Raw genomic sequence first — 22405 nt, 5'->3', positions numbered from 1 at the left:
GGAGCGTGACGCAGCACACGTCGATCCGCTGATATTTGCATTCGACGCGCAAACCCGCAGAGGACTCTCCTATACTGATGCTCTCGGTCTGTAGTTGAGCAAACGCCAGCGGCGGACAGGGCCATCACGAGCGCGAGCACAAGTACGCATGACCACAGCATCGTTCGATTTGGCGGGACATGTCGTCGAGCAGCTGATCCATGAAGGCAGCAAGACCCTCGTTTACCGCGGCCGCCGCGCCGCGGATCAGCGGCCGGTCGTCATCAAGACGCTGAAGGGTGAGCACCCGAGCGTCCGCGATCTCGCCCTATTACGGCACGAGTTCCATCTGCTGCGCGATCTGGACCTCGATGCCGTGGTGCGGGTGTGCGGGCTCGAGAGGACGCGCGGCGGGCTCGCCCTCGTCACCGAGGCGGTCGAGGGCACGACCCTGCGGGCAATCCTCCACGATCGCCGGGCGGATCTACGCACGGCGCTGGCGCTCTCGGTCGCCATCGCCGACGCCATCGGCGCGGTGCACCGCTGCCACATCACGCACAAGGACATCAATCCAAGAAACATCATCATCAGCTCAGACCTCCGCCGCGCCACGCTCATCGACTTCGGCGCCGCGTCGCGGCTCCAGCAGGAGTTCCAGGAGTCGACCTCGGTCTCCACCCTGCAAGGGACGCTCGCGTACATATCGCCCGAGCAGACCGGGCGCATGAACAGGGGCATCGACTACCGCGCGGATCTCTACTCGTTCGGCGTCACCTTGTATGAAATGCTGACCGGCGCGCTGCCGTTCTCGGACGCCGATCCGATCGACGTCATCTACAGCCACATCGCGCGGCCGCCCGTCCCGCCGCACGAGCGTCGCGGGGACGTGCCTCAGCCGGTGTCCGAGGTGGTCATGAAGCTCCTCGCCAAGACCCCCGAGGACCGCTACCAGAGCGCGTACGGCGTCAAGGTGGACCTCGCGGAGTGCCTGCGCTCCCTCGAGCAGACGGGCAGGGTCCGTCCCTTCCCCATCGGGCGGAGCGATCGCAGCTACGATCTGCGCGTTCCGCAGAAGATCTACGGCCGGGACGTGGAGCGGGACCGGCTCCTTTCCGCCTTCGAGCGGGCCCGGGCCGGCGCCGCGGAGCTCGTGCTCGTCTCCGGCTACTCCGGCGTCGGCAAGAGCGCGCTGGTCCACGAGACCTACAAGGCGATCGCCAGGGTCGGGGGCCACTTCGCCCACGGGAAATTCGATCAGCTGAATCGCGGCGTGCCCTGCGCCTCGGTCGTCCAGGCGTTCAGGGGGCTCGTGCAGCACTTCCTCTCCGAGCGGACCGAGGTGCTGTCCCGCTGGAGAGCAGAGCTCGGCGCGGCGCTCGGCGCGAACGCCGGGGTCCTGGTCGATCTCATCCCCGAGCTCGCGCTCATCCTCGGCGAGGTGCCCGCCGTCGCGGCCCTCGGCCCCTCCGAGTCGCAGAACCGCTTCGACATGGTGTTCCGGAGCTTTCTCGGCGTGTTCACCGCCCCGTCGCACCCGCTGGTCCTGCTCCTCGACGACCTGCAATGGGCGGATCCGGCGTCGCTCAGGCTGCTGCGGCTCCTTCTCACCGACCCCGACACGGGCCATCTCCTCGTCGTCGGGGCGTACCGCGACAACGAGGTGAGCCCGGCGCACCCGCTCATCATCACCCTCGACGCCATCCGGGCCGCGAACGCGGCGGTGACGGACATCCCCCTCGCGCCGCTCTCGCCGGAGGACGTGGCGGGGCTCGTCTCGGACGCCCTGGGACGCACGGCGCAGGACGTCGCGCAGCTCTCCGAGCTCATCCACGGGAAGACGCAGGGCAACCCGTTCTTCATCGGGCAGTTCCTGCGGATGTTGAGCGACGACGGGCTCCTCCGCTGCGAGCCGGAGATCGGCCAATGGGCATGGGACCTCGCGGCCATCGAGTCGCGGGCCGTGACGGACAACGTCGTCGAGTTCATGATCGCCAAGCTGCAGAGGCTCTCGCCGCCCACCCAGCGCGCCCTGCAGCTCGCCGCGTGCATCGGGCACAGGTTCGATCTGCGCACGCTCGCGACGATCTCCGAGCAGCCTGCCGCGCAGTCGGCGCAGGACCTGTGGGGGGCCATGCAGGAAGGGCTCCTGCTCCCCATCGACGCAGACTACCGGCTCGTGCAGCCGGGAGAGCAATCCCACGACGAGCCCGCGAGCGAGGCGTCGTTCGCCGTCTCCTACCAGTTCTTGCACGATCGCGTCCAGCAGGCGGCCTACGCGCTCATCGCGGACGAGCACAAGCGCGCCGCCCACCTGCGCGTCGGCCGCCTGATGCTGGCCAGTCAACGCGGGGAGCCGCAGGAAGAGCAGCTCTTCGACATCGTGAACCACCTGAACTACGGAGCCCCCCTCATCGCCGATCCCGGCGAGCGCGATCTGCTCGGGCGCCTGAACCTGCGCGCCGGGAGGAAGGCCAAGGGCTCGACCGCATACGGGGCCGCGGCGGAGTACTTCAGCGCCGGACGGTGCGCGATCGGAGACGACGGCGCCTCGGGGGACCACGCGCTGCGCTGGGCGCTCACGCTGGAGGCGGCCGAGTGCGAGTACCTGTGCGGCCGCTTCGTCGAGGCCGAGGCGCTGTTCCAGCGCCTGCTCGACGTGGCGCGGTCAAACCTCGATCGGGCACGGGTCCAGAGCCTGCGGATGAAGCTCTATCAGGTCGCGGGCCGCTACGACGAGGGCGTCACCGTGGGGCAGGAGGCGCTGCGCCTGTTCGACGTCGAGATCCCTGAGACGAGCGAGGAGATCGGCGCCGCGGTCTCCGCCGAGATCGCGCAGATCCCCGAGAGCATGGCGGGCAGGAGCATCGAGGACATCCTGCACGCGCCGCTGCTCGCCGATGAGCACATCCGCGCGGTCATCCACCTGCTCGCCGACTGCGCGCCCTGCGCGTACATCGGGCGGCCAAGCGTGTTCCCGCTCATCGCGCTCAAGATGCTGAACCTGTCGCTGCGGCACGGCAACACCGAGGCGTCGTGCTTCGCCTACAGCGTGTACGGGTTCATGCTGGTCTCGGCGTTCGGCGATATCCCCTCTGGATTCCGCTTCTCGGAGATGTCGATCCGCCTGAACGAGAAGCTCGGGGACATCGCGCTGCGGGGGACGCTGCTGCACCTCCACGGCGATCACATCAACTTCTGGGTCCATCACATCCGGGACGACCTGCCCATCCTGGAGAGGGCGTTCCTCGCGTGCCTCGAGGCCGGCGACCTCGTGTACGCGAGCTACCTCGCCTTCGAGACCGTCTGGCAGGTCTACGAGAAGGGCGATCCGCTGGCGGAGGTCCACCGCGTCGCCGAGCGCTTCGCGTCGTTCGCGCGCAAGACAGGCAATCACGCCGTCCTCGAGACCATCCGCCTGGAGCAGCAGTTTCTGCGCAGCCTGAAGGGGCTCACGGAGGCCGACGCCTCGCTGAACGAGGAGGGCTTCGCCGAGGAGGAGTGCCTGGCCGCGCTCACCCGGGCGAGCTTCGGGTGCGGCATCGCCTTCTATCATATCATCCGGCTCATCCTGCTCTATTCCCACGGCCGCCCCGAGGCGGCGCTCGCTGCGGCGGAGGCGGCGCGTCCCGTCCTCGGGGCCGTCATGGCGATGCCGATCGAGGCGACATACCACTTCTATCTCGCGCTCACGCTGATCGCGCTCGGCGAGCACGACGAGCGCGAGCGGCAGCGGCACGCCGAGGCGCTCTCCGCGTCGCTCGAGAAGCTCGAGCTCTGGGCGAGCCAGTGCCCTGACAACTTCCGCGCGAAGCACCTCCTGGTCCTCGGCGAGATGGCGCGCACCTCCGGCCGCGACGGGGAGGCGATGGAGCTCTACGACGACGCCATCGACGCCGCCCGCCAGAGCGAGTTCATACAGTACGAAGCGCTCGCGTCGGAGCTGGCCGGGCTGTACTACGCTCGCAAGGGCCGGCGGCGCATCGCCACGCTCTACCTGAACGCCGCGATGCACGCCTACCGGCAGTGGGGGGCTGAACGAAAGGCCGCGGGGCTGATCCGGCAGCACGGGCTCGACGCGCTTTCCGTCGATCGAGCGCCCGCGGCGGAGCGCGATCAGACCCTCTCTCGATCGAGCACCGTGTCGGTGAGCCACCCGCTCCTCAACAAGCTCGTCGATGTCGCGGCGGTGCTGCAGGCGACGCACGCGATCTCCAGCGAGCTCGTGCTCGGGAGGGCGCTCGAGCGCGTGATGCGCGCCGTTCTCTCGAGCGCCGGCGGCCAGCGCGGCTTCCTGGTGCTCGCGCGCGAGGGACGGCTGGTCATCGAGGCGGCCATCACGATCGACCCTGAATCGATCGAGGTGGAGCTCCGGCGTCCGCTCGAGGAGTCCTCGGATCTGCCGGTCAGCATCGTCCACTACGTGGCCCGCACGCGAGAGCTCGTCATCCTGGACGACGCCGCGGCGAGCCCTCGCTTCGCGGCGGATCCTTACCTCTCCGCGCGCCGGCCGAAGTCGGTGATGGGCCTTCCGCTCATCCACCAGAACCGGCTCACGGGCGTGCTGTACGTCGAGAACGCGCTCGCCAGCGGCGCCTTCACCCCGGAGCAGGCCGAGCTGGTCCGCCTCCTGGGCGCGCAGGTCGCAGCGGCGCTCGAGAACGCGCTGCTCTACGGTCGCCTGCAGGAGGTCTCGGAGGGGCATCGCGCCATGAACGACCGGCTCGAGAGCGAGGTGCAGCGACGCACCGAAGAGCTCTGCTCGGTCAACGAACGCCTGTCGCAGAAGGCAGAAGAGCTGAACCGGACCAATGAACGGCTGCTCGAGGAGCTCCGCGAACGCGAGCGCGCCGAGCAGGACCGGGCGGCGCTCCAGGAGGAGGTCATCGAGGTGCAGCGCCTGCGCCTCTCCGAGATGGCGACGCCCATCATCCCGATCACCGATCGTGTCCTGGTCATGCCGCTCATCGGGACGATGGACGCGGCGCGCGCCGCGCAGGTGCTGGAGGCGACCCTCGTCGGCGTCCAGCGCCACAACCCGTCCGTCGTGATCATCGACATCACGGGCCTGAAGCACGTCGACGCCGGGGTCGCCGACACGCTGATCCGCACCGCGTCGGCGCTGCGGCTGCTCGGCGCGCGCGCGATCTTGACCGGCATGCAGCCGGAGGTCGCCCGCGCGCTCGTGCAGGGAGGGATCGACCTTCGCGGCATCGTCGCCCACTCGACGCTGCAGAGCGCCGTCGCCCACGCGCTCGCGCCGCCCCGCGCCGGAGCGGCCCATTGAACCCGCGGCGCGCTCCGCCATCCATCGCCGCCGCCCCGGAGGTCGGCGCGGCCGCGCGCCCACCCGCCGGGCGCTACTGCGACGCCTGCTTGTCCTCGCAGCGCCCCAGCACGAAGATCCCGCAGACGGCCTCTTCCTGAAGGCACTCCTGCCCTTGCGGGCACTGCGACGGGTCGATCACCGCCGGGTCGCACGGCCTCGCGCAGAACGGAGGCGGGCCGCGCGGGGCGTCGTAAACGCCGTTGCCGTCGCGATCCAGGAAGATGGGGTTCGTCACCGCATAGGGCGCCACCGGGTACCAGTCGGGCACCGGCGGAGAGGCCGTGAAGAACCGGGAGAGCGCCTCGACCTGCGTGAACGCAAGGCTCGCGACCCGCGGCAGCTGGAGCTCGCCGAACGACACAGGCAACGCGACCGGCGTGAGGAGGTTCTCGTCGCGGAGACCCATCGCCACCACCACGACCCAGCCGTCCGACGGCGGCGCCGGCAGCTCGAGCCGCGTGTCGACGTCCACGATCGCCGAGGGGCCCGCGTCCGGCTCGAGCACCCGGACCAGCCGGCCGCTCATGTACACCTCGACGCGATCCACGCCGAACCAGCTCGCCGTCTCGATCCGCAGATCGAGCGGCACCGTGTCCCCCTCGACCCGCGCCACGCCGCCGAACGTCACGCCGCCGACGCCCGCGCGCACGAACGGACCGTACGTCGCGAACGCGCTGCCGGCGCGCAGCGACCCGGTGACCTCGCCGAGATCGATCGCCGCAGGCTGGTCGGTCGGCGAGCGGAAGTAGGTGCGCGGGAAGCCCGGCTCCGGCGAGGCGCCGTGGCTGTCGCTGCTCGCGATCTGCGTCGGGAAGAAGCCGTGATCGAGGTAGCGGAACAGGTCGTCGACCTGGCCCGCATGGAAGGTGCACGGCCGATCCGCGTCCTCCTCCGGGACCGCTCCCCCCTCGCCGACCCGACAGAGCGCCTCCCCCTCGGCCGCGGTCCTGTCGAACCCCCAGATCGCCTCCTGCTCCTCGGGCGTCCTCGTCAGGATCCGCTTCGTGACCGCCCAGGCGAGCGCCGAGCGGGCGCGCTGCTGGCACACCGCGTACCGCTCCCCAGGCCGGCACGCCGGCAGGCCGGAGGGGAGCTCGCTGCACGCCGCGCCGAGCGACGCCTCGTCCTCCGCAGCGTCGATCCGGGACAGGCAGCGGTTGAAATCGACCACCTCCTGCACCGTGGGGGTCCGGAGCAGATCGAACCGCTTCGCGTTGAAGACCTCCATCGCGTCGAAATCGCAGCTGCCCGCCTGGAACAGCGGGTTGCTCGCCTCGAGCGTGGGGATCGTCCGGTCCAGCGTGAACGGGTCGACGCCGAGCTGGTCGATGTACCCGATGAACCCGTCGCGCGGGTGAGCGACGATCATGAACGCGTCCTCCCCGTCCGCCGCCGTGCCGCGGATGCCGTCCATCACGTCCCCGCCCGCGCGGCAAACCCAGTCGAAGACGCCGTGATCCGGCACCGAGAGCTCGTCGTAACGGAGCGGGAAGCCGATGAAATGCCCGAGCTCGAGCGTCGAGACCTCGGCGCCGATCGCCGTCTTCAGGAACGGCTCGAGCCCCAGCTGCTTCACCGCAGGCTCGAGATCTGTGTGCACGTCGTGATCGGTCGCCACCGCGACCTCCAGCCCCTCGACGACCGCCGAGGTCACCCGCTCCTCGAGCGGCATGCCGCTGTCGAAGCTCGGGCGCTGGTGCAGGTGCATGTCGATCGACATCCAGCCCGTCGTGTCGACCTCGCGCGGCACGACCGCCTCGATCCGCCGCATCTCCCCGGCGCGCACCTCGAGGTCCGGGACCTCGAACCGGCCGAACTCGGGCCCGCGCGTGACGAGAACACGGTAGCGGCCAGGCTCGAGCTCGACCGAGCCGTCGCCCGTCGCCGAGCGCTCGATCTGCCGGACGCCGCTGCCGAGGCGGCCGTGGCCGAGGTAGACCCGCCGCAGGCCGTCGCCCTCGCGCGGCTGCCCCGCGGCGTCGAGCGCGACGAACGTCAGCTTGGCGGGGGCGAGCCGGCCGCCCTCGTCGACGACCCGGTACGCGAGGCGCGCAGGGCTCGGCAGGTCCGCCGCGACCGAGACCGCGGCCCCGGCGCCGAGCGCGACGCGGATCGGCGCGGACAGCGCCGTGCCCCCCGGGCTCTCCGCGACGAGCAGGTAGCCGCCGGGCACGAGTCGCGCGTGGAAATCGCCGTCCTCCACCGGATCGAGCCCGACGTCGGCGTCGATGGAAACGAGGAGCCCCACGTCGCCCGAGCGCGCGAGGTTCGCCTCGACAAGCGCGTCGACGCTCGCGAAGCGCGCGCCCGGATCGGGGTCGCGGAAGACGTGGACGCGCGCGTTCGGCACGGGCTCGCCGGTCGACCGCCACCGGACCACGCCCTCGAGCGCGCCGGTCTCCGTGCCGCGGGCGGCGTGGACCACCTCGGCGACGCTCGCGATGTCACCCTCGCCCACGGCGAAGTAGCGCTCGTAGGTGAACGACCGCTTGCTGTCGCACGCCTCGTCGTCGTCGCCCGCGGCGAGGCAGCTCTTGCCGGCGCTCAGGAAGGCGGTGGCCGCGCTCGTGAAGACCGGGACGTTGACCGTGGAGGGCGGGTCGCCCGGGCGCGCCTTCGTGAAGTAGCCGTAGCTGACGTCGCCGCCCGCCGCGGCCACGAAGTCGAAGCTGAGCGGCCGCTGGAACGTGTCCCGGCCGGAGAAGAGGGCCTCGAACACCGCCTTCTCCTCGTCGAACCCGATGCCGGGGCCGAAGATGTCGTTCTGGTTGCCGAAGAAGACGAAATCGCCGGCGACGATGCCGCCCTTCCGCTCGGGGCCCTTGGTGCGGTCGTCGCCGAGGATGCCCCGGAAGATGTCCGAGGGCCCCGTGTAGTTGTCGAGCGAGAGCGGCTCCCCGCAGGCGCACGCGGGGCAGCCGTCGTTGCCCGCCGCGAGGCCGTGCTCGCACTCGAGCGCGCAGGAGCCGACGCTCGGGCACCCCGCCGCCCTGTCCGGCAGGAGGAGCGTCGTGCGGATCGTGACGAACCGATCACCCGGGCGAAGGATGTAGTCGGTGCGGAAGCGCAGGTCCGGCTTGAGGCCGTCGAACAGGAGGCCGAGGAGGTCCTCCTGGGTCCTCAGCACGCCGAGCGCGTGGAAGAGGAACCCGCCGTCGCCCTCGACCCGGACGATCGCCTCCTGCCCGTCGGAGCCGTCGCGCGCCACGAAGACCTCGGTGGCGCCCGGATCCGGCACGAGCAGGTTGGCGACAGGGAACGACTCGGCGAAGCGATCGCGCCCCGACGCGCTCGCGAAGCGCGGGTCGGGGCGGCGCAGGTCGGCGTCGACAAGCGAGCCGCCGTAGACGCCCGGCCCCGGCGAGTGGCGCGGCCCGAGGATCGCGACCCGGATCTGGTCGTTTTCCAGAAGGAAATCGCCGACATCGGCCATCGCCACAGGGCCGCCGACCAGCTCGAACCGGTTGTCGATCGGCTTGGCGCGCAGCAGGTTCGGCTCGTCGCAGCCGGCCAGGGCGACGAGGCCGACGGCGCCGAGCGGCGCGAGCAAGGCGGGGGCGGAGCGGCGGGTGCGCATGGTGGGCCGCTAGAGGTTGAGCTGGAGCTGCAGCGCCACGGCGTCGTTGTCGAGCGCGACGCCGTGGATCTCCTGCCGGTGGGTGAAGTCGGCCTGCGCCTTGAGCACGTTGTCGATGAAGTGGTAGCTCGCGCCGGCGGTGAGGGCCCAGCTGTCGGTCTCGTCGGAGAGATCGACGTTGGGATCGAGCCACTCGAACCGCGCGCTCACGCCGAGCTTGATGCGCCTCACGAAGTAGCCCACCTCGCCGACGAGGCCGAGCGACGTGATCGGGCCGAGCTGGCCGAGCGGCTGCGTCGGGGCGCGCTCGGGGTCGCTCTGGTTCCAGAGGAGCTCGGCGAGCGCGTGCGCGCCCGCGGCGTGGACCAGGACGTCGGCGCCGATGCCATGGATGTCGCGCGTCCCGCCGTCGCTGAAGAAGTAGCTCGCGCCCGCGCCGACGCGGGGGCGCGAGACGGCGAGGTCCTGCGTCGAGCGCGGGAGGGGGCCGAGCGGCTCGGTGGCGAACCGCGCGACGTAGGCGACGTGGTCGAAGCGGTTGCCGAGGCTCCCGGCGTTCTCGACGTAGCCGGTGAAGAACTGATCCGAGCGCTGGAAGCCGTTGAACATGCCGGCGAAGTAGCTGAACGTCCTGTCGCGGAAGTGCCCCTCGACGTGGAGGCCGACCTGGCGGAAGGGCGCCATGGCGCGCACGGCGAAGGGCCGCTCGATGAGCGCGCCCTCCCCGGCGCCCGTCATCGCCGAGCGGCTGAACGGCACGTCGTGCGCGCCGAAATAGAGGTGCGCGAACGGGAAGTGGGCGTAGCCGATCCACGCCTCGGAGAGCCGCGGAGCGGCGTCTTCGCCCGCGGCGAGCTCGCCCGCGACAGCGAACGGCACGTACCCGGCGAGCGTCCCCGCGAAGCCGACGCGGGCGCGCCGCACGCGGAACCCCTGCCCCTCGGCGACGTCGCCCGCCTGCAGGAAGGCGTGCTCGCCGACGTACGGCACGGCCTGCGCCTGCACGAGCACGAGGGGGGAGAGCAAGAGCCGGCCGATGCTGAGCTGGAACGGCGGGCCGGCCGCGCCGTCGGATGCGGGCGCGGCCTCGGAGCCGGCGGGCGGCAAGGCGGCGCCGGCGGGCGGCGGCAAGGCGGCGCCGGCAGGTGGCAAGACGGCGTCGGCAGGTGGCAAGGCGGCGTCAGCAGACGGCGCGGCCGCACCGCCCGGCGCGGCCGCGGCAGGCGGTGTCGCGGGGGCGGTAGGCGGCGCGGCAGGTGTCGGGGCGGCGGGCGGCGCGACCGGGGCGGCGCCGGCGGGCGGCGCCGGGTCCGGGGGCGCCGGCGCGGCGGGCGGGAGCACCGGGAGCGGGTCGGCGGCCGGAGGCTGAACCGGCAGCGGCCGGCTGGGCTGCGCGCCCGCCGGCGGACACCAGAGCGCCGCCGCGGCCACGAAGACGACGGCGGCGATGCAGCCCCTTCCGGCGGCGACGGACTCTCCGGCGACGCAGCCTCTTCCGGCGGCGACGGACCTTCCGGCGGCGCAGGCCCTCGAGGCGATGACGCCTGCGCGCCGCCGCACCCTGGACCACCGAGGATCCGCGCTGCCACGCATCCATGCGCAAGGTGTCATCGGCATCCCGTGTCGGCCGGCGGCGAGGGTGGGAGCCGCTGCGAAGCTGCAGCGGCGCCGCTGGCAGGCGCTGTTCGTCTATCCCAGGACGCGACAGGGTGTCAACGCGCGCGCTCGCGCGAAAACGCGCGCGTTCGCACGAAAACGCGCGCACTCACACGAGAACTCGCGCGCTCGCGAGCTCGCGGAGAAGCGCGGTCGTCCCGCGCCACGATCATCCCTTGTCCGCCGACGGGCCGATCATGCGCTCCGGCCTCACGACCTCGTCGAACGTCCGCGCGTCGAGGAGCCCGAGCGCGAGCGCCGCCTCGCGGAGGGTGCTCCCTTCCGCGTGCGCCTTCTTGGCGATCTTCGCGGCGTTGTCGTAGCCCACGAGCGGGTTCAGCGCGGTCACCAGCATCAGGCTCTCGCGGACGTTGCGCGCGATCCGCTCGCGGTTCGGCTCGATGCCGCGCGCGCAGTGCTCGTCGAACGACGCGCAGCCGTCGGCGAGCAGCCGGATCGACTGCAGCACGTTGTGGATGATGAGCGGCTTGTACACGTTGAGCTCGAAGTTGCCGCTCGCCCCGCCGACGCCGACCGCGACGTCGTTGCCGAGCACCTGCGCGCACAGCATCGTCATCGCCTCGGCCTGGGTGGGGTTCACCTTGCCCGGCATGATCGAGCTGCCCGGCTCGTTCTCGGGGATCGTGATCTCGCCGATCCCGCAGCGCGGCCCGCTCGCGAGCCAGCGGACGTCGTTCGCGATCTTGTTCAGGCTGCAGGCGAGCGTCTTCAGGGCGCCGTGCGCCGCGACGAGGGCGTCGTGCGACGCGAGCGCCTGGAACTTGTTCGGCGCGGTGACGAACGGCGCCCCGGTGAGCTCGGCGATCTTGGCGGCCGCCCGCGCCGGGAACTCCGGGTGGGCGTTGAGCCCCGTCCCGACCGCCGTGCCCCCGAGCGCGAGCTCGTGGAGCGGCGGGAGCGCCCGCTCGATCGCGGCGACGCCGGCGTCGAGCTGCGCCACGTAGCCGGAGAACTCCTGTCCGAGCGTGAGCGGGGTCGCGTCCTGCAGGTGCGTGCGGCCGATCTTGACGATGTCGGCGAACGCCGCGCTCTTCTGGGCCAGGGTGTCGCGGAGCCGCCGGACCTCCGGGAGCAGGCGGCGCTCGATCTGGAGCGCGGCGACGACGTGCATGGCCGTCGGGAACACGTCGTTCGAGCTCTGCGACCGGTTCACGTCGTCGTTCGGGTGAACGGGCGACTTCGAGCCCATCACGCCGCCGCTCATCTCGATCGCGCGGTTCCCGATGACCTCGTTCACGTTCATGTTGGTCTGGGTGCCGCTCCCCGTCTGCCAGACGACGAGCGGGAAATGGTCGTCGAGCTTCCCCTCGATCACCTCGTCGGCCGCCGCGGCGATGAGCCCGCACCTGTCGGCCGGCAGGAGCCCGAGGTCGCGGTTGACGAGCGCGGCCGCCTTCTTGACCGTCGCGAGCGCGGCGATCATCTCCCGCGGGAAGCGCTCGCCGCCGATCCGGAAGTTCTCGAGGGAGCGCTGCGTCTGCGCCCCCCAGTAGCGGTCGGCTTGCACCTCGATCGGCCCGAAGCTGTCCTTTTCGATGCGAGTCCCCATCGCCGCGTCTTAGCGGCGGTGGACGCGCCCCTCAAGCGGCGCGAAGTCCGGTCGACGGCGCCTGCGCGCCCCTGCGTAAAAGCCTTCGCGCCCCGGGGTAAAAAGCGGGCGTGCTCTTGTTTTCTCGCCCTTTTTTTGCGAAGTTCCGGGCCGCGCACGCGCGAGAAACACGGAGATCAGTATGGCCGGCATGGATACGGTACCGCGGGAGCTGCTGCAGGCTGCCTACAAGCGCAACCCGATTCACCTGCTCAAGATACCGCTTCATTTCGGCATCTGGGCCGCGCTGACGTGGGTGCTGTACGCGACGCAGCACCACGCGCTCGCCATCCCGATCGGGGTCGCGTGCTCGTTCGTGATCGCCAACCTCGTCCGTGGCCTCGGCGCGGTCGCGCACGACGCCGTCCACGGCAGCTGCTCGCGCTCGAAGCCCGTCTCGTACCTCATCGCCCTGCTCTGCTGGGCGCCGACCGGGATGAGCGTGACGCTCTACACGAACTACCACCTTCATCATCACAAGATCGCGAACACGTACCCTGACGTCGACAACTTCGTCGTCACGGACTACACGCGGAACCCCGTCCTCGCGAAGCTCCTGCTCCTCGCGGTCTACACGTTCGCCTACCCGCTCTACTTCCTCGGCTGCATGGCGCGGTACGTGAAGCGGCTGTCGTCGCTCCAGCGCGTCAGGATGAACCTGGAGCTCCTCGGCTTCTACGGCCTCATGGCCTTCTTCTTCTGGGTCATGCCGTGGCAGGTGTTCTTCTTCTTCTACGTCCTGCCGTTCGTCTTCGGCGCGATCCTCGCCAGCGCGACCTCGATGATCGAGCACTACGAGATGCTCCCGGGGGAGGACGCGTACAGCTCGCGCACCTACGGGACCCGGGCGCACGTCACGAATTTCCTCTGGAACAACGTCACGTACCACAACGAGCACCACAAGTTCCCGGGGATCCCGTTCTACAACCTGCGCAGCTTCCACGTGGCGGCGTATCCCCACTACGATGAGCGGGTGAAGTCCGCCTGCCACCCGTCGATCGTCGGCATCGCCTTCGCGCTGTACGGCCGTATCCTGAGGCTCGATATCGCGAAGCTCGACGAGCGGTACCGCGACATCAACAAGGACGCCGAGCGGCAGAAGATGATGGCGCTGAACGGGATCCAGCCCGGCGTGACCGCCTGAGCCGGGCTCGGAGCGGCTCTCAGTCCGCGGCGAAGCAGTAGAACCGGCCGGCGCCGCCCACCGCCACGAGCTGCTGCTGGCTGCAGCCGGCGGGAGCGTGCACGGAGTTCCACGAGTTGTAGGGGGGTGCGCCGTTCATGCCCGGACCGAGGCCGTCGGCGTGCCCCACCTGCGGCCCGGGCGTGGCGGTGGACGACGTCCAGTCGTTGCACGTGTCGGCCAGGGCCGTGCCGTCCGCTGCCGAGCCGGTGAGCACGTCGTGCTCGTTGGGCGTGGGAGAGCCCGCCCACTGACCATTGATGGGCTTGCCCTGATGATCGACGAAGAGGTCCACGTTGCCCCCGGGCAGCGCGTGCAGCTCCGCGAGCGTGGCGGCCACCGTGACGCCCTTGGCGTTGACCCAGGGCCCCTGCCCGATGCGATCACGAGCATCCTCCGTGCTCGTGCTCAGGTACGCGCGCCACGTGCGGCTGCCGGCGCCCACCTCGGCTGCCAGCGCCTGGCAAGTCGCGTCCGCGCCGGCGATCCCTCCCAGATCACCCCCGCTGTCGCTCGGGGTGGACACGAAGAAGCCCAGCGCTGTGCCGCCCGGGTCCCCGCCGGACCCGGCATCGGGCCCGCCTGCTGCCCCGGTGCCGCCCTCGCCTGCGCCACCCGATCCGCCCGTCGCACCAGCCCCGCCTCCTCCGACGCCCGAGCTCCCCGACGCGCCGCTGCCCCCGGCACCGCTGGTCGAAGCGCCGCTGGTCGAAGCGCTGCTGCTGGCCGGGTCCCCGTTCGTACCGCTCGAACCGGATTCATCCGAACATGCCGCAAAGGTCGCGAGGAAGGCAGCGGAGAGGACGAAGTAGAACTTGTGCACTGGATAGCTCCTAAGTGGGCGCATGGTGGCACCATACCGACAGCTGGCCCCTCTCCGCAACCCTCGGATCTCGCCGTCCTGGCGCTCGCCGTGCGAGCACAAATAGGAGGCCTGCACGAGGTCTGCGCGAGCGGCCGTCCGAACGGCGAGCTGAACCGCCTCGGCTACGATCGCGAGGGTCGCCTCGTGCGGGCCGAGAGCGCGCGTGGAGACGCCGACCTCATGTGTTACGACACCACGGACAAGCTCCCGGGGATCCCGTTCTACAACCTGCGCAGCTTCCACGTGGCGGCGTATCCCGACGACGCAGCGCCTTGCCCGGCGCCCCCGCCTCGGCGCAGATCGCCAGAAGCCTGCGCGCTCGTACGACTTGGACGGCATCAAGGGCTATCGTGCCGGCGTGGAGACCGAAACCTCGGGTCGTTCACGAGCGCCACGATTCCGCTTGCCCCGAACTATGATGCTTCGTTAACCTTCCCGGCTGTTCCATGTGGGAGGGAAAGGCATGAGTCAGTCAAGAAGCCATCTCGTGCTCGTGCCCGGCTTTGCCGGCTTTGATATCCTGGGCTCGGTCATCTATTACTGCGGCGTCACCGAGGTCCTCCGGAAGACGGACACCGGGCCCTATCTGGGCCCGCTCTCGGTGCACTGCTTCCCGAACCTGCCCACGGCGAGCGTGGACACCCGCGCGCAGGGGCTCCTCCGCTGGCTCGCGGATCGGTTCAGGCAGGGGGTGTTCCACGAGAACGCCGGCCGTGGCCAGCGGGACAGCCTCCATCTCGTGGGCCACTCGACCGGCGGCAGGGATATCAAGACGCTCATGCTCCTGCTCCTCTCCGCGAGCGAGCGGCACGAGCGGGTCTACGGCGTCCCGGCGGAGAGCATCCTCGAGAGCATCTGCTCGATCCAGTTCCTCTCGACGCCGCACCGCGGGACGAACCTCGCCCACTATTTCCGTCGGAGGAGGCCGCTCGTCACGGGCGCGGCCGCGCTCCTCCACCTGTGGCTCCGCGCGGCTCGCCCGAGGGACGCGAGCGCCGTGGCCCGCCACATCAGGACGCTCCTGCGGACGCTCGGCTACTCGGACGGCATCTTCCGCGCCGCCCTCGACACGCTCGAACGCTTCCACGCCACGGAGTGCGACGGCCTCGCCAGGGCCGAGGCGCGCGGTGAGTACTACAACGTGCTCCGCTGGCTGCTGCACGTCGCAGAGGACGCCGACGTGTTCGGGGATCTCGATCCGCTGTCGTCTGCAGGCCAAGGCCAGCTCGCGGCGGGCCAGCCCGTGAGCGGCGTCGGCGCCTGGCCGCGCGATCTCGTGGGCTGCATCGAGAGCGCGAGACAGGCGGGGAGAGCCAGCCAGCTCGGGGCGGAGGTCGAGGAGGACCTGAGCAGGTACTACAAGCGGAGGGGCGTCGCGCTCCGGTCGATCGTCACCCGGGCGAAGCTCGATCCCGGCGGGGCGTTCCTCGGCGCCTTTGGCATCTTTTACGGCATCACGGCCAACATCACGAATCCGGAGGTGGTCACGGCCCTCGGACCGCCCTGCGCCGTCCCCCGGCTCGACGACCCGACCCGGCTCGAGCCGCTCGCGCCGGCGATGAACGACGGGATCGTCAACTGTGTATCGATGGTCTATCCGGACGCGTCGCAGAGCTTCCTTGTCGACGCCGATCACGCCGACGTCATGGGCCACTATCGATTCATCAGCCCGGAGGACGGCGACGGGACCGACCCGAACTACGGCGGCTACGACCTCTTCCAGTCCCGATCCAGCTTCGATCAGAGCCAGTTCGACATGCTCTGGACGAGCATCTGGAGCTTCGCCATGGGGAGCGACAAGTGCGCAGGCGCGGCCCAGCGCAGGCCGGCCGCCTCGCCGGAGGCGCCCGCGGGCGCTCAGGCCGTGAGCCATTTCCGCGCCGAGCCGCCTGAATCCGAGGGCGGGGCGGAGTGACGCCGCCTCGGGGCGGGGGATGACACGCTCGTCCTGCCCGACAGGCGCCCTCGCCGCCCAATCAGAGGAACGGGAAGGCGTGCGCCGCGGCGGCCTTCGCGCCCGACGCGAGCGGCTCGCCGCGCGCGATCGCCGCGCGATCGAAATTCGGGTCGAGCAGCCGCTCGATGCTCTCCCGCACCGCCTTCGCGTCGCGAACCGCCCGGCGAGCTGGCGGCGTCGGCGTTAGGTCTGCGCACACGAGGAGGGCGACGCGCTCCGACGCGCCTGATCTCGCGGTCGCTGCCTCGCCGGGCCGGATCGCCAGCTTGCCGCGGAGAACGCGGTAGCTATGGATGCTTCCAGCGCTCACCGAGCGCTGGAGGGAGCGCTCATGTCCACGGCCGGTTCCATCCTCGTCACGGGCGCCGCGGGCCGCATCGGCGGCGTGGGTCGCACCATCGTGGAGCTGCTGCGCCGGCGCGATCTGCCGGTGCGAGCGCTCGTCCACCGCGAGGACGAGCGCGTCGCGCCGCTGCGAGCGACCGGCGCGGACATCGTCATCGGCGATCTCACCCGCGCCGCCGACGTCGCGCGCGCTCTCGAGGGCTGCCGGCGCATGTACTTCGGCATGAGCGTGTCCACGCGTTACCTGGAGGCGACGGTCCTCGCCGCGGCCGTCGCGCGGGCGCGCGGCGACCTCGAGGTGCTGGTGAACATCTCACAGATGACCGTCTCGCAGATGAGCCTGACCCATATGACGGATTCTGCCCAGCAGCGCCAGCACTGGCTCGCCGAGCAGGTGTTGAGCTGGTCAGGCCTACCCGTCGTGGAGGTGAGGCCCACGGTCTTCCTCGAGAACCCCTTCTTCTCGACCTGGGCCGCCGAGTCGATCGCCGCGGACGCCACGATCCGGCTCCCCTTCGGGGCGGGGCGAACCTCGCCGATCGCCGCGCGCGACGTGGCAGAGGTCGTGGCCACCATCCTGGCGAGCCCCACGGCGCACGTCGGCAAGGTATACGAGCTGACCGGGCCGCGATCGCTGGACATGAAGGCCATGGCGGCAGAGTACGGAGATGCGCTCCATCGCACCGTCAACTATGTCGACGTCCCGTTCGAAGCGTGGCGCGATCAAGAGCTGCGGAGTCGGGGCTTGCCCGATCACCTCTTCGAGCACCTCGCGACCATGGCCCGCCTCCACGCCGACAATCGGTACGATCGCCTCACCCACGACGTCGAGGCGATCCTCGGGCGGCCCGCGTCGACCGTGCGCGATTTCGTCGCCCAGCGCCCCGATCTGTTCGCTTGATGGTTTCTCCCGCGAAACGGTGGAGCCGTCCGCCGCCGCGCCGCCCTGAGTCGTGCTCCCATTCCTTGGAGCTCCAGCTCCATCCCGCGCGAGTAGAACACGCGCCCCCCGACTGCGGCGCGCTGTACACGAACTCGACGGCGCGCGTCGCCGGGGCCGATGGATGACCGATGTAGGAAGTACGCAAGCGCTGGCGAAGCCGTTCTGCGGGGGCCGCGTCTGTCCGGGGTTCCGGATGCGGAGCAGCTCGGATGCGGAGCAGCTGCTGCTCCGGCGGGACGGGGTCCGGTCGCAGGCAGGTAGCTGAGCTATCCCGCACAACCGGATCCGGTGCCGGAGGCAAGCTCGGCTGCCCTGGCACGACCGGATCCGATGCCGGAGGCAAGCTCGGCTGCCCCAGGGCGACCGGATCCGGTTGCCGCGAGGCTGCCAGCTGCCCTGGCACAACCGGATCCGGTTGCCGCGAGGCTGCCAGCTGCCCTGGCACGACCGGATCCGGTTGCCGCGAGGCTGCCAGCTGCCCTGGCACGACCGGATCCGGTTGCCGCGAGGCTGCCAGCTGCCCTGGCACAACCGGATCCGGTTGCCGCGAGGCTGCCAGCTGCCTCGGCGCGAGCCGATCCCTGGGATGGCGCGACAGGCGGCTCCTGCGGATCTCCGGTCGCCGCCGCGCACCTCGCGCGGCCGGCCTCAGCCGCTCCCTACTGCCCGCCGGGGACGCAGATCGCCGTCGCCGAGCCGGCGCCCATGCACGAGAAGCCCGCCGCACAGTCGGTGTTCGCGGCGCAGGGGAAGGCACACTTGCCCAGGGCCGTGTTGCACTTGTGTGTGCCGCAGACCATGTCGTTCGTACACGGGAGCGCGAGCGGGCTCGGCTGCGCCGTCGTCGTCGGGGCGGGCGCGCCCGGCTGCTGGTACTGCCCAGGCTGCTGATATTGCCCGGGCTGCTGGTACTGGCCGGGCTGCTGGTACTGCCCAGGCTGCTGGTACTGCCCAGGCTGCTGATATTGCCCGGGCTGCTGGTAGCCAGGCTGCTGGTAGCCAGGCTGCTGGTTGTAGGCGTTCTGCTGCTGGGTCGACGGATCCTCGGCCTCGCTGCCCCGGCACGCGGAGGACAGGAGCCCGAGGCCCCCGAGAGCAAGGACGACCGCCGCAGCCGAGCGCGCGCTGGTGAACCACATGGATCGCTTCATCAAGGTCTCCCGCAGATGCGGGGCTTTCCCCCGCGTAGGCAACGGGCCGGGTCGACCCGCCGCTGAGATCTGAGCCCTGGCCCCCCGGAGGAGCAACCGCAGGCCCTTCGCCGGCGAGCGCCGCGCCGCGGGCCCGCTGGAGGCGAGCGTACCCCCGGTCGGCGGCCACGCGCCCCTCAAAATGAAGGCGCCACCGCGCGCTCACCGCGGAGCCGCATCCTTGCAGCAACGAAACCCTTGCTCGTACCCGTAATCCTCTTCCTTGTGGAACCCCACCGTCGGGCGACAGCGGCCGCGCATCGGGCCCCACCAGCCGCCCTTGAGCCCGCTCCGGTCCGGCGACTTGCGGCCCGGCCGCACGACCCACTCGTTGATGTTGCCGTTGAGATCGTAGGCGCCGAACGGCGACACGCACGCCGGCATCGAGCCGGCAGGGACGCGCTGATCGAGCCGCTCGAGCTCCGCCTTGCACTCGGGGTGCCGCATGCACCGCTCGTAGCGGTAGAGCGTCAGCTGGCGCTGGCGGAAGGGCCGGTCGATGTTGCACTTCGTCGCGTCGCGCGCGAACCCGTACGTGTACGGGAGCATCTCCTCGCCCTCGCAGGCGAAGTTGAACTCGTCCTCGGTGCAGAGGCGCTTGCCCGCGCCCTCGCACGCCTTGGCGGCCTCGCGCCACGAGACGAGCAGCGCGGGGAGCTCGCCCTTCTCGTTGGGCCACTCGTACCGGTCGACGCAGTAGCGCATCGGCGAGCGCTTCTTCGAGAGGCACGCCGTCGGCTGCCTGTACTCGAGGCAGCGCTCGCTGACGCTCGTCGAGCCCTCCGTCTCGCCGTAAGGGTTCGTCCGCCTCGCCTGGTCCTTCAGGAACTCCTTGTGGTGCTCCAGGCAGATCTGCTGGACCAGGGGGCAGTAGTCGCCGTCGACGAGGACCATGTCGTCCGGGCACCCCTCGGAGCTGCCAGGCAGCCCGGCGTCCGACGAGCCGCCGTCGGGCGGCGGCTCCGCTGTCGCGCCATCCGGGGCCGCCGCGGCGTCGGGCAGCTCCGTGGCGGCGTCGGGCAGCTCCGCGGCGGCGTCGTCAGGTGGCGCAGGCTCGGCGTCCGCCGCTGCGCCGGCGCTCGCGGGGACCGCGGCGTCGGTCGGGGCGGGCTCGCGGCGATCGCAGGCGAGGAGCGCGGCCGCGAGGCTCCACAGCAAGGCGAGGCACCCCGCGCTGGGCCGGCGCACGGCCCCGCGCCGTCGACGAGGAGCAGCCGGCGGCGCGGCGCGACGGGGGCCCCGGCTCATCGGCCGGGGGCGGGGATGACCTTGAGCGGCACGCGGGTGCCGCCGCGATCCACCTCGATCTCGACCTCGCGGCCCGGCTCGAGATCGCCGAGCGCGAACATGAAGTCGTGGATGTTCGTGACCGCGTGGGCGCCGATGCGCACGATCACGTCCCCCGCCTGCATCCCGGCGCGGGAGGCCGGCGCGTCGGGCCGCACGCCCGTGAGCTTCACGCCGGGCCCCTGGTACACGTAGTCCGGCAGCGTGCCGAGCGACGCCCGGAAGCCGCCGCGCCCGCCGCGGTGAGGATCGGCGGGCGGATCGGTGAAGGCCATCCGCGCGTCGCGCTGCGACAGGGCGAGCGCCATCCGCGCCGCGAGCACCGCGCAGCGCGAGACGCCCGCGGCGTTGATCTTGTCCGCCGTGTCGCTCGGCCGGTGGTAGTCCTCGTGGGCGCCCGTGAACAGGAAGGCGACCGGGACGCGCGACGCGGTGAACGACGTGTGATCGCTCGCGCCGAACCCCTCGGCGCCGAACTCGAGCGCGAGGCCGAGCCCGCGGGCGGCGTCGTCCACGATCGGCTTCCAGTCGGGCGAGGTGCCGAGGCCGTCGACGAGGAGCTTGTCGTTCTGCATCCGGCCCACCATGTCCGCGTTGATCATGGCCACGACGGGCTTGATCCCCCCGAGCGGCGCCGGCGGGTGATCGACGAAGTGGCGCGAGCCGATGGTGCCGATCTCCTCGGCGCCGAACGCGATGAACAGCAGGTTGCGGTCCGGCCGCGCGGGGAGCGAGGCGAACCGCCGCGCCACCTCCAGGAGCATCGCGGTCCCCGAGGCGTTGTCGTCGGCGCCCGGGTGCACCGCGTGCACGCCGGGCGCGCGCGAGTACGCGTTGCCCCCGTGACCGAGGTGATCGTAGTGCGCCCCGACGACGACGTACTCGCCGGCGTGAGGGGAGCCGTCCCGCGCCGGGAGCAGGCCGATCACGTTCGACGCCGGCGCCGTTCGCGGGGTGACCTGGGTCGTGATCTCGACGGTGATGCCGTCGAGCGGCTTCGGCGCAGGGGCCTTCGCGGCGGCCTGCTTCGCGGCCGCGGGCTTCGCCGGCGGCGCGAGCCCGGCCGTCGGGAAGAGCGCCCGGGCCGCGGAGCGCGTGATCATCACGGCCGGGATGCCCATGCTCGCGGCATCGTCCGGCACCCGCGGGAGCTCGTCGCCCGCCGCGACAAGGATCACGCCGGCGGCCTTGTGCTCGCGGGCGGTGCGGAGCTTGTAGCGGACGCTGCCGAAGTCGCGGAGCGCGTCCGCCGGCCGCGGAGACGGCGCGTGATGCGGATCCGCGTGCGCGGCTGCGCCGTGCGGGCCCGCGTGCGCCGCGCCGGCCTGCGCGGTCCCCGCGTGCGCCGCGCCGGCCTGCGCGGTCCCCGCGTGCGCCGCGCCGGCCTTCGCGGGCCCCGCGTGCGCCGTCGCCTCCGCGCCGCCGCCCAGCGTGGGCACGCCGTCGAGCACGATCGCGATCTTCCCCTCGATGTCGCGGCCGCCGTAGTCGTCCCAGGAGAGCGCCGCCGCGGTCACGCCATGGCCCACGAGCACCGCGGCCCCCGTGACCGTGCCGCTCGCGCTCCCGTCGGCCGTGACCAGCTTGCCGGCCTCGACGCTCTGCTTCCGGCCCGCGCGCTGCACCGCGAGCGCCGCCGGCGCCACGTCGGCGCCCACCCGCGCGTCGAACACCTGCCGGTACGCCTTCGCGTCGCTCCCCTGCCCGCCCAGCGGCGAGATCTTGAGCTCGGCGAACCGGCGCGCGATGAAATCGGCCGCGAGCTCGGCCCCCGGCTCGCCCGTACCGCGCCCCGCGAGCTCGGGCGACGCGAGGTACGCGACGTCCGCCTTGATCCGCGCCTCCGCGGCGGGGTCGAGGTCGATCGAGGCCGGCGCCGAGGGCGCCACGGCGGCGGCCGACGGCGAGGCCGGCGGCGCGCTCGCCCCGCGGGGCGGCACGGCCGGCGGCGCGCAGGCCGCGAGCGCGGCGAGCAGGCCCGCGACGAAGCCGCAACGGAGCCCCACCGCGCGCGTCGGACGGGCCGAGGCGCGCTCGGCGCTCACCACGGCGCGGCCTTCTGCGCCGCGCGGACCAGCTCGAGCGCGCGGCGGCCGATGTACTCCTCCACGTCGGCGGGCGCGATGTGGCGGTCCTTCGCGAAGTCGAACTCGCGCGGCTTGCCGTCGCCGAAGGTCACCCGGACGATCGCGGAGTCGCGCAGGAGCTCCAGCGCCAGGCTGAACTCGCCGAACGCGATCCGGTGCTTGTCCGGCTCCTGCGAGAGCACGACGGGCTGCCCCTTCTCCTGCAGCTTTTCGTGCGCGAACTTCAGCGACTCGGCCCCATGCGACACGGCCGACTCCGCGGCCGCGAGCGCCTCGGCGACCCGCTTCTTGTGCCGCGCGAGCTCTTCCGCCTCGCGCTCCGCCTTCGATTTCACGGCTTCGATGAGCTCATCACGCCAGGTAGCCACGATGCACCTCGGCGCGAACACTCTTCCGAAACG

Annotated in this window: 14 protein-coding genes; 5 read left to right on the top strand and 9 right to left on the bottom strand. The window is 71.6% G+C overall.

The annotated features are described in order from the left end of the window. Positions 1-148 precede the first annotated feature (148 nt). Positions 149-5263 (top strand): AAA family ATPase, encoded by a 5115-nt coding sequence (locus tag WMF28_RS43825; protein ID WP_437599709.1) that lies wholly within the window; start codon positions 149-151, stop codon positions 5261-5263. 73 nt (positions 5264-5336) lie between these two features. Here WMF28_RS43825 and WMF28_RS43820 read toward each other — a convergent pair whose 3' ends face one another. Both WMF28_RS43820 and WMF28_RS43815 read right to left on the bottom strand, forming a co-directional pair. Beyond that, a complete protein-coding gene (locus WMF28_RS43820) occupies positions 5337-8882 on the bottom strand; it encodes a PHP domain-containing protein (protein ID WP_437599708.1) in 3546 nt (1181 codons plus the stop codon). A 9-nt stretch (positions 8883-8891) separates the two neighbouring features. Then, positions 8892-9908: a porin gene (locus WMF28_RS43815; RefSeq protein ID WP_437599707.1), complete on the bottom strand. Its 1017-nt coding sequence runs from the start codon at positions 9906-9908 to the stop codon at positions 8892-8894. A gap of 10 nt (positions 9909-9918) precedes the next feature. On the opposite strand from WMF28_RS43815, the gene WMF28_RS43810 reads away from it, so the two are divergent. Beyond that, on the top strand, positions 9919-10251 hold the full coding sequence (locus WMF28_RS43810) for a hypothetical protein (RefSeq protein WP_437599706.1): 333 nt from the start codon (positions 9919-9921) through the stop codon (positions 10249-10251). 456 nt (positions 10252-10707) lie between these two features. On the opposite strand, the gene fumC is transcribed toward WMF28_RS43810, so the two are convergent. Beyond that, the gene (gene fumC, locus WMF28_RS43805; RefSeq protein WP_437599705.1) at positions 10708-12108 is read right to left on the bottom strand and encodes a class II fumarate hydratase; all 1401 of its coding nucleotides are present in this window, start codon (positions 12106-12108) and stop codon (positions 10708-10710) included. A 190-nt stretch (positions 12109-12298) separates the two neighbouring features. On the opposite strand from fumC, the gene WMF28_RS43800 reads away from it, so the two are divergent. Then, positions 12299-13291, top strand: a complete 993-nt coding sequence (locus WMF28_RS43800) for a fatty acid desaturase family protein (RefSeq protein ID WP_437599704.1) — start codon at positions 12299-12301, stop codon at positions 13289-13291. A 19-nt stretch (positions 13292-13310) separates the two neighbouring features. Here the strand turns inward: WMF28_RS43800 and WMF28_RS43795 are convergent, their stop codons facing one another. Beyond that, positions 13311-13856, bottom strand: coding sequence for a hypothetical protein (locus WMF28_RS43795; RefSeq protein ID WP_437599703.1), 546 nt, complete (start codon positions 13854-13856; stop codon positions 13311-13313). Between the two features lie 802 nt (positions 13857-14658). On the opposite strand from WMF28_RS43795, the gene WMF28_RS43790 reads away from it, so the two are divergent. Then, positions 14659-16110: a hypothetical protein gene (locus tag WMF28_RS43790; protein WP_437599702.1), complete on the top strand. Its 1452-nt coding sequence runs from the start codon at positions 14659-14661 to the stop codon at positions 16108-16110. Between the two features lie 61 nt (positions 16111-16171). Here WMF28_RS43790 and WMF28_RS43785 read toward each other — a convergent pair whose 3' ends face one another. Next, entirely contained in the window at positions 16172-16462 is a 291-nt protein-coding gene (locus tag WMF28_RS43785) for a hypothetical protein (protein ID WP_437599701.1), read from the bottom strand. Between the two features lie 21 nt (positions 16463-16483). On the opposite strand from WMF28_RS43785, the gene WMF28_RS43780 reads away from it, so the two are divergent. Continuing rightward, positions 16484-17398 carry an NAD(P)H-binding protein gene (locus tag WMF28_RS43780; RefSeq protein WP_437599700.1) on the top strand — a complete coding sequence of 305 codons (915 nt, stop codon included), beginning with the start codon at positions 16484-16486 and terminating at the stop codon, positions 17396-17398. 701 nt (positions 17399-18099) lie between these two features. On the opposite strand, the gene WMF28_RS43775 is transcribed toward WMF28_RS43780, so the two are convergent. The 4 genes from WMF28_RS43775 to WMF28_RS43760 form a co-directional block, all read right to left on the bottom strand. Beyond that, entirely contained in the window at positions 18100-18591 is a 492-nt protein-coding gene (locus tag WMF28_RS43775; RefSeq protein ID WP_437599699.1) for a hypothetical protein, read from the bottom strand. 201 nt (positions 18592-18792) lie between these two features. Beyond that, positions 18793-19818, bottom strand: coding sequence for a formylglycine-generating enzyme family protein (locus tag WMF28_RS43770; protein WP_437599698.1), 1026 nt, complete (start codon positions 19816-19818; stop codon positions 18793-18795). Between the two features lie 56 nt (positions 19819-19874). Further along, positions 19875-21965, bottom strand: a complete 2091-nt coding sequence (locus WMF28_RS43765) for a M20/M25/M40 family metallo-hydrolase (protein WP_437599697.1) — start codon at positions 21963-21965, stop codon at positions 19875-19877. After that, a complete protein-coding gene (locus WMF28_RS43760) occupies positions 21959-22372 on the bottom strand; it encodes a hypothetical protein (protein WP_437599696.1) in 414 nt (137 codons plus the stop codon). The genes WMF28_RS43765 and WMF28_RS43760 overlap by 7 nt, the downstream gene beginning before the upstream one ends. Positions 22373-22405 lie beyond the last annotated feature (33 nt).

This window comes from Sorangium sp. So ce590, assembly GCF_051521365.1.
Taxonomy (GTDB): Bacteria; Myxococcota_A; Polyangia; order Polyangiales; family Polyangiaceae; genus Sorangium.
This window is presented reverse-complemented; position numbering and strand designations above follow the sequence as displayed.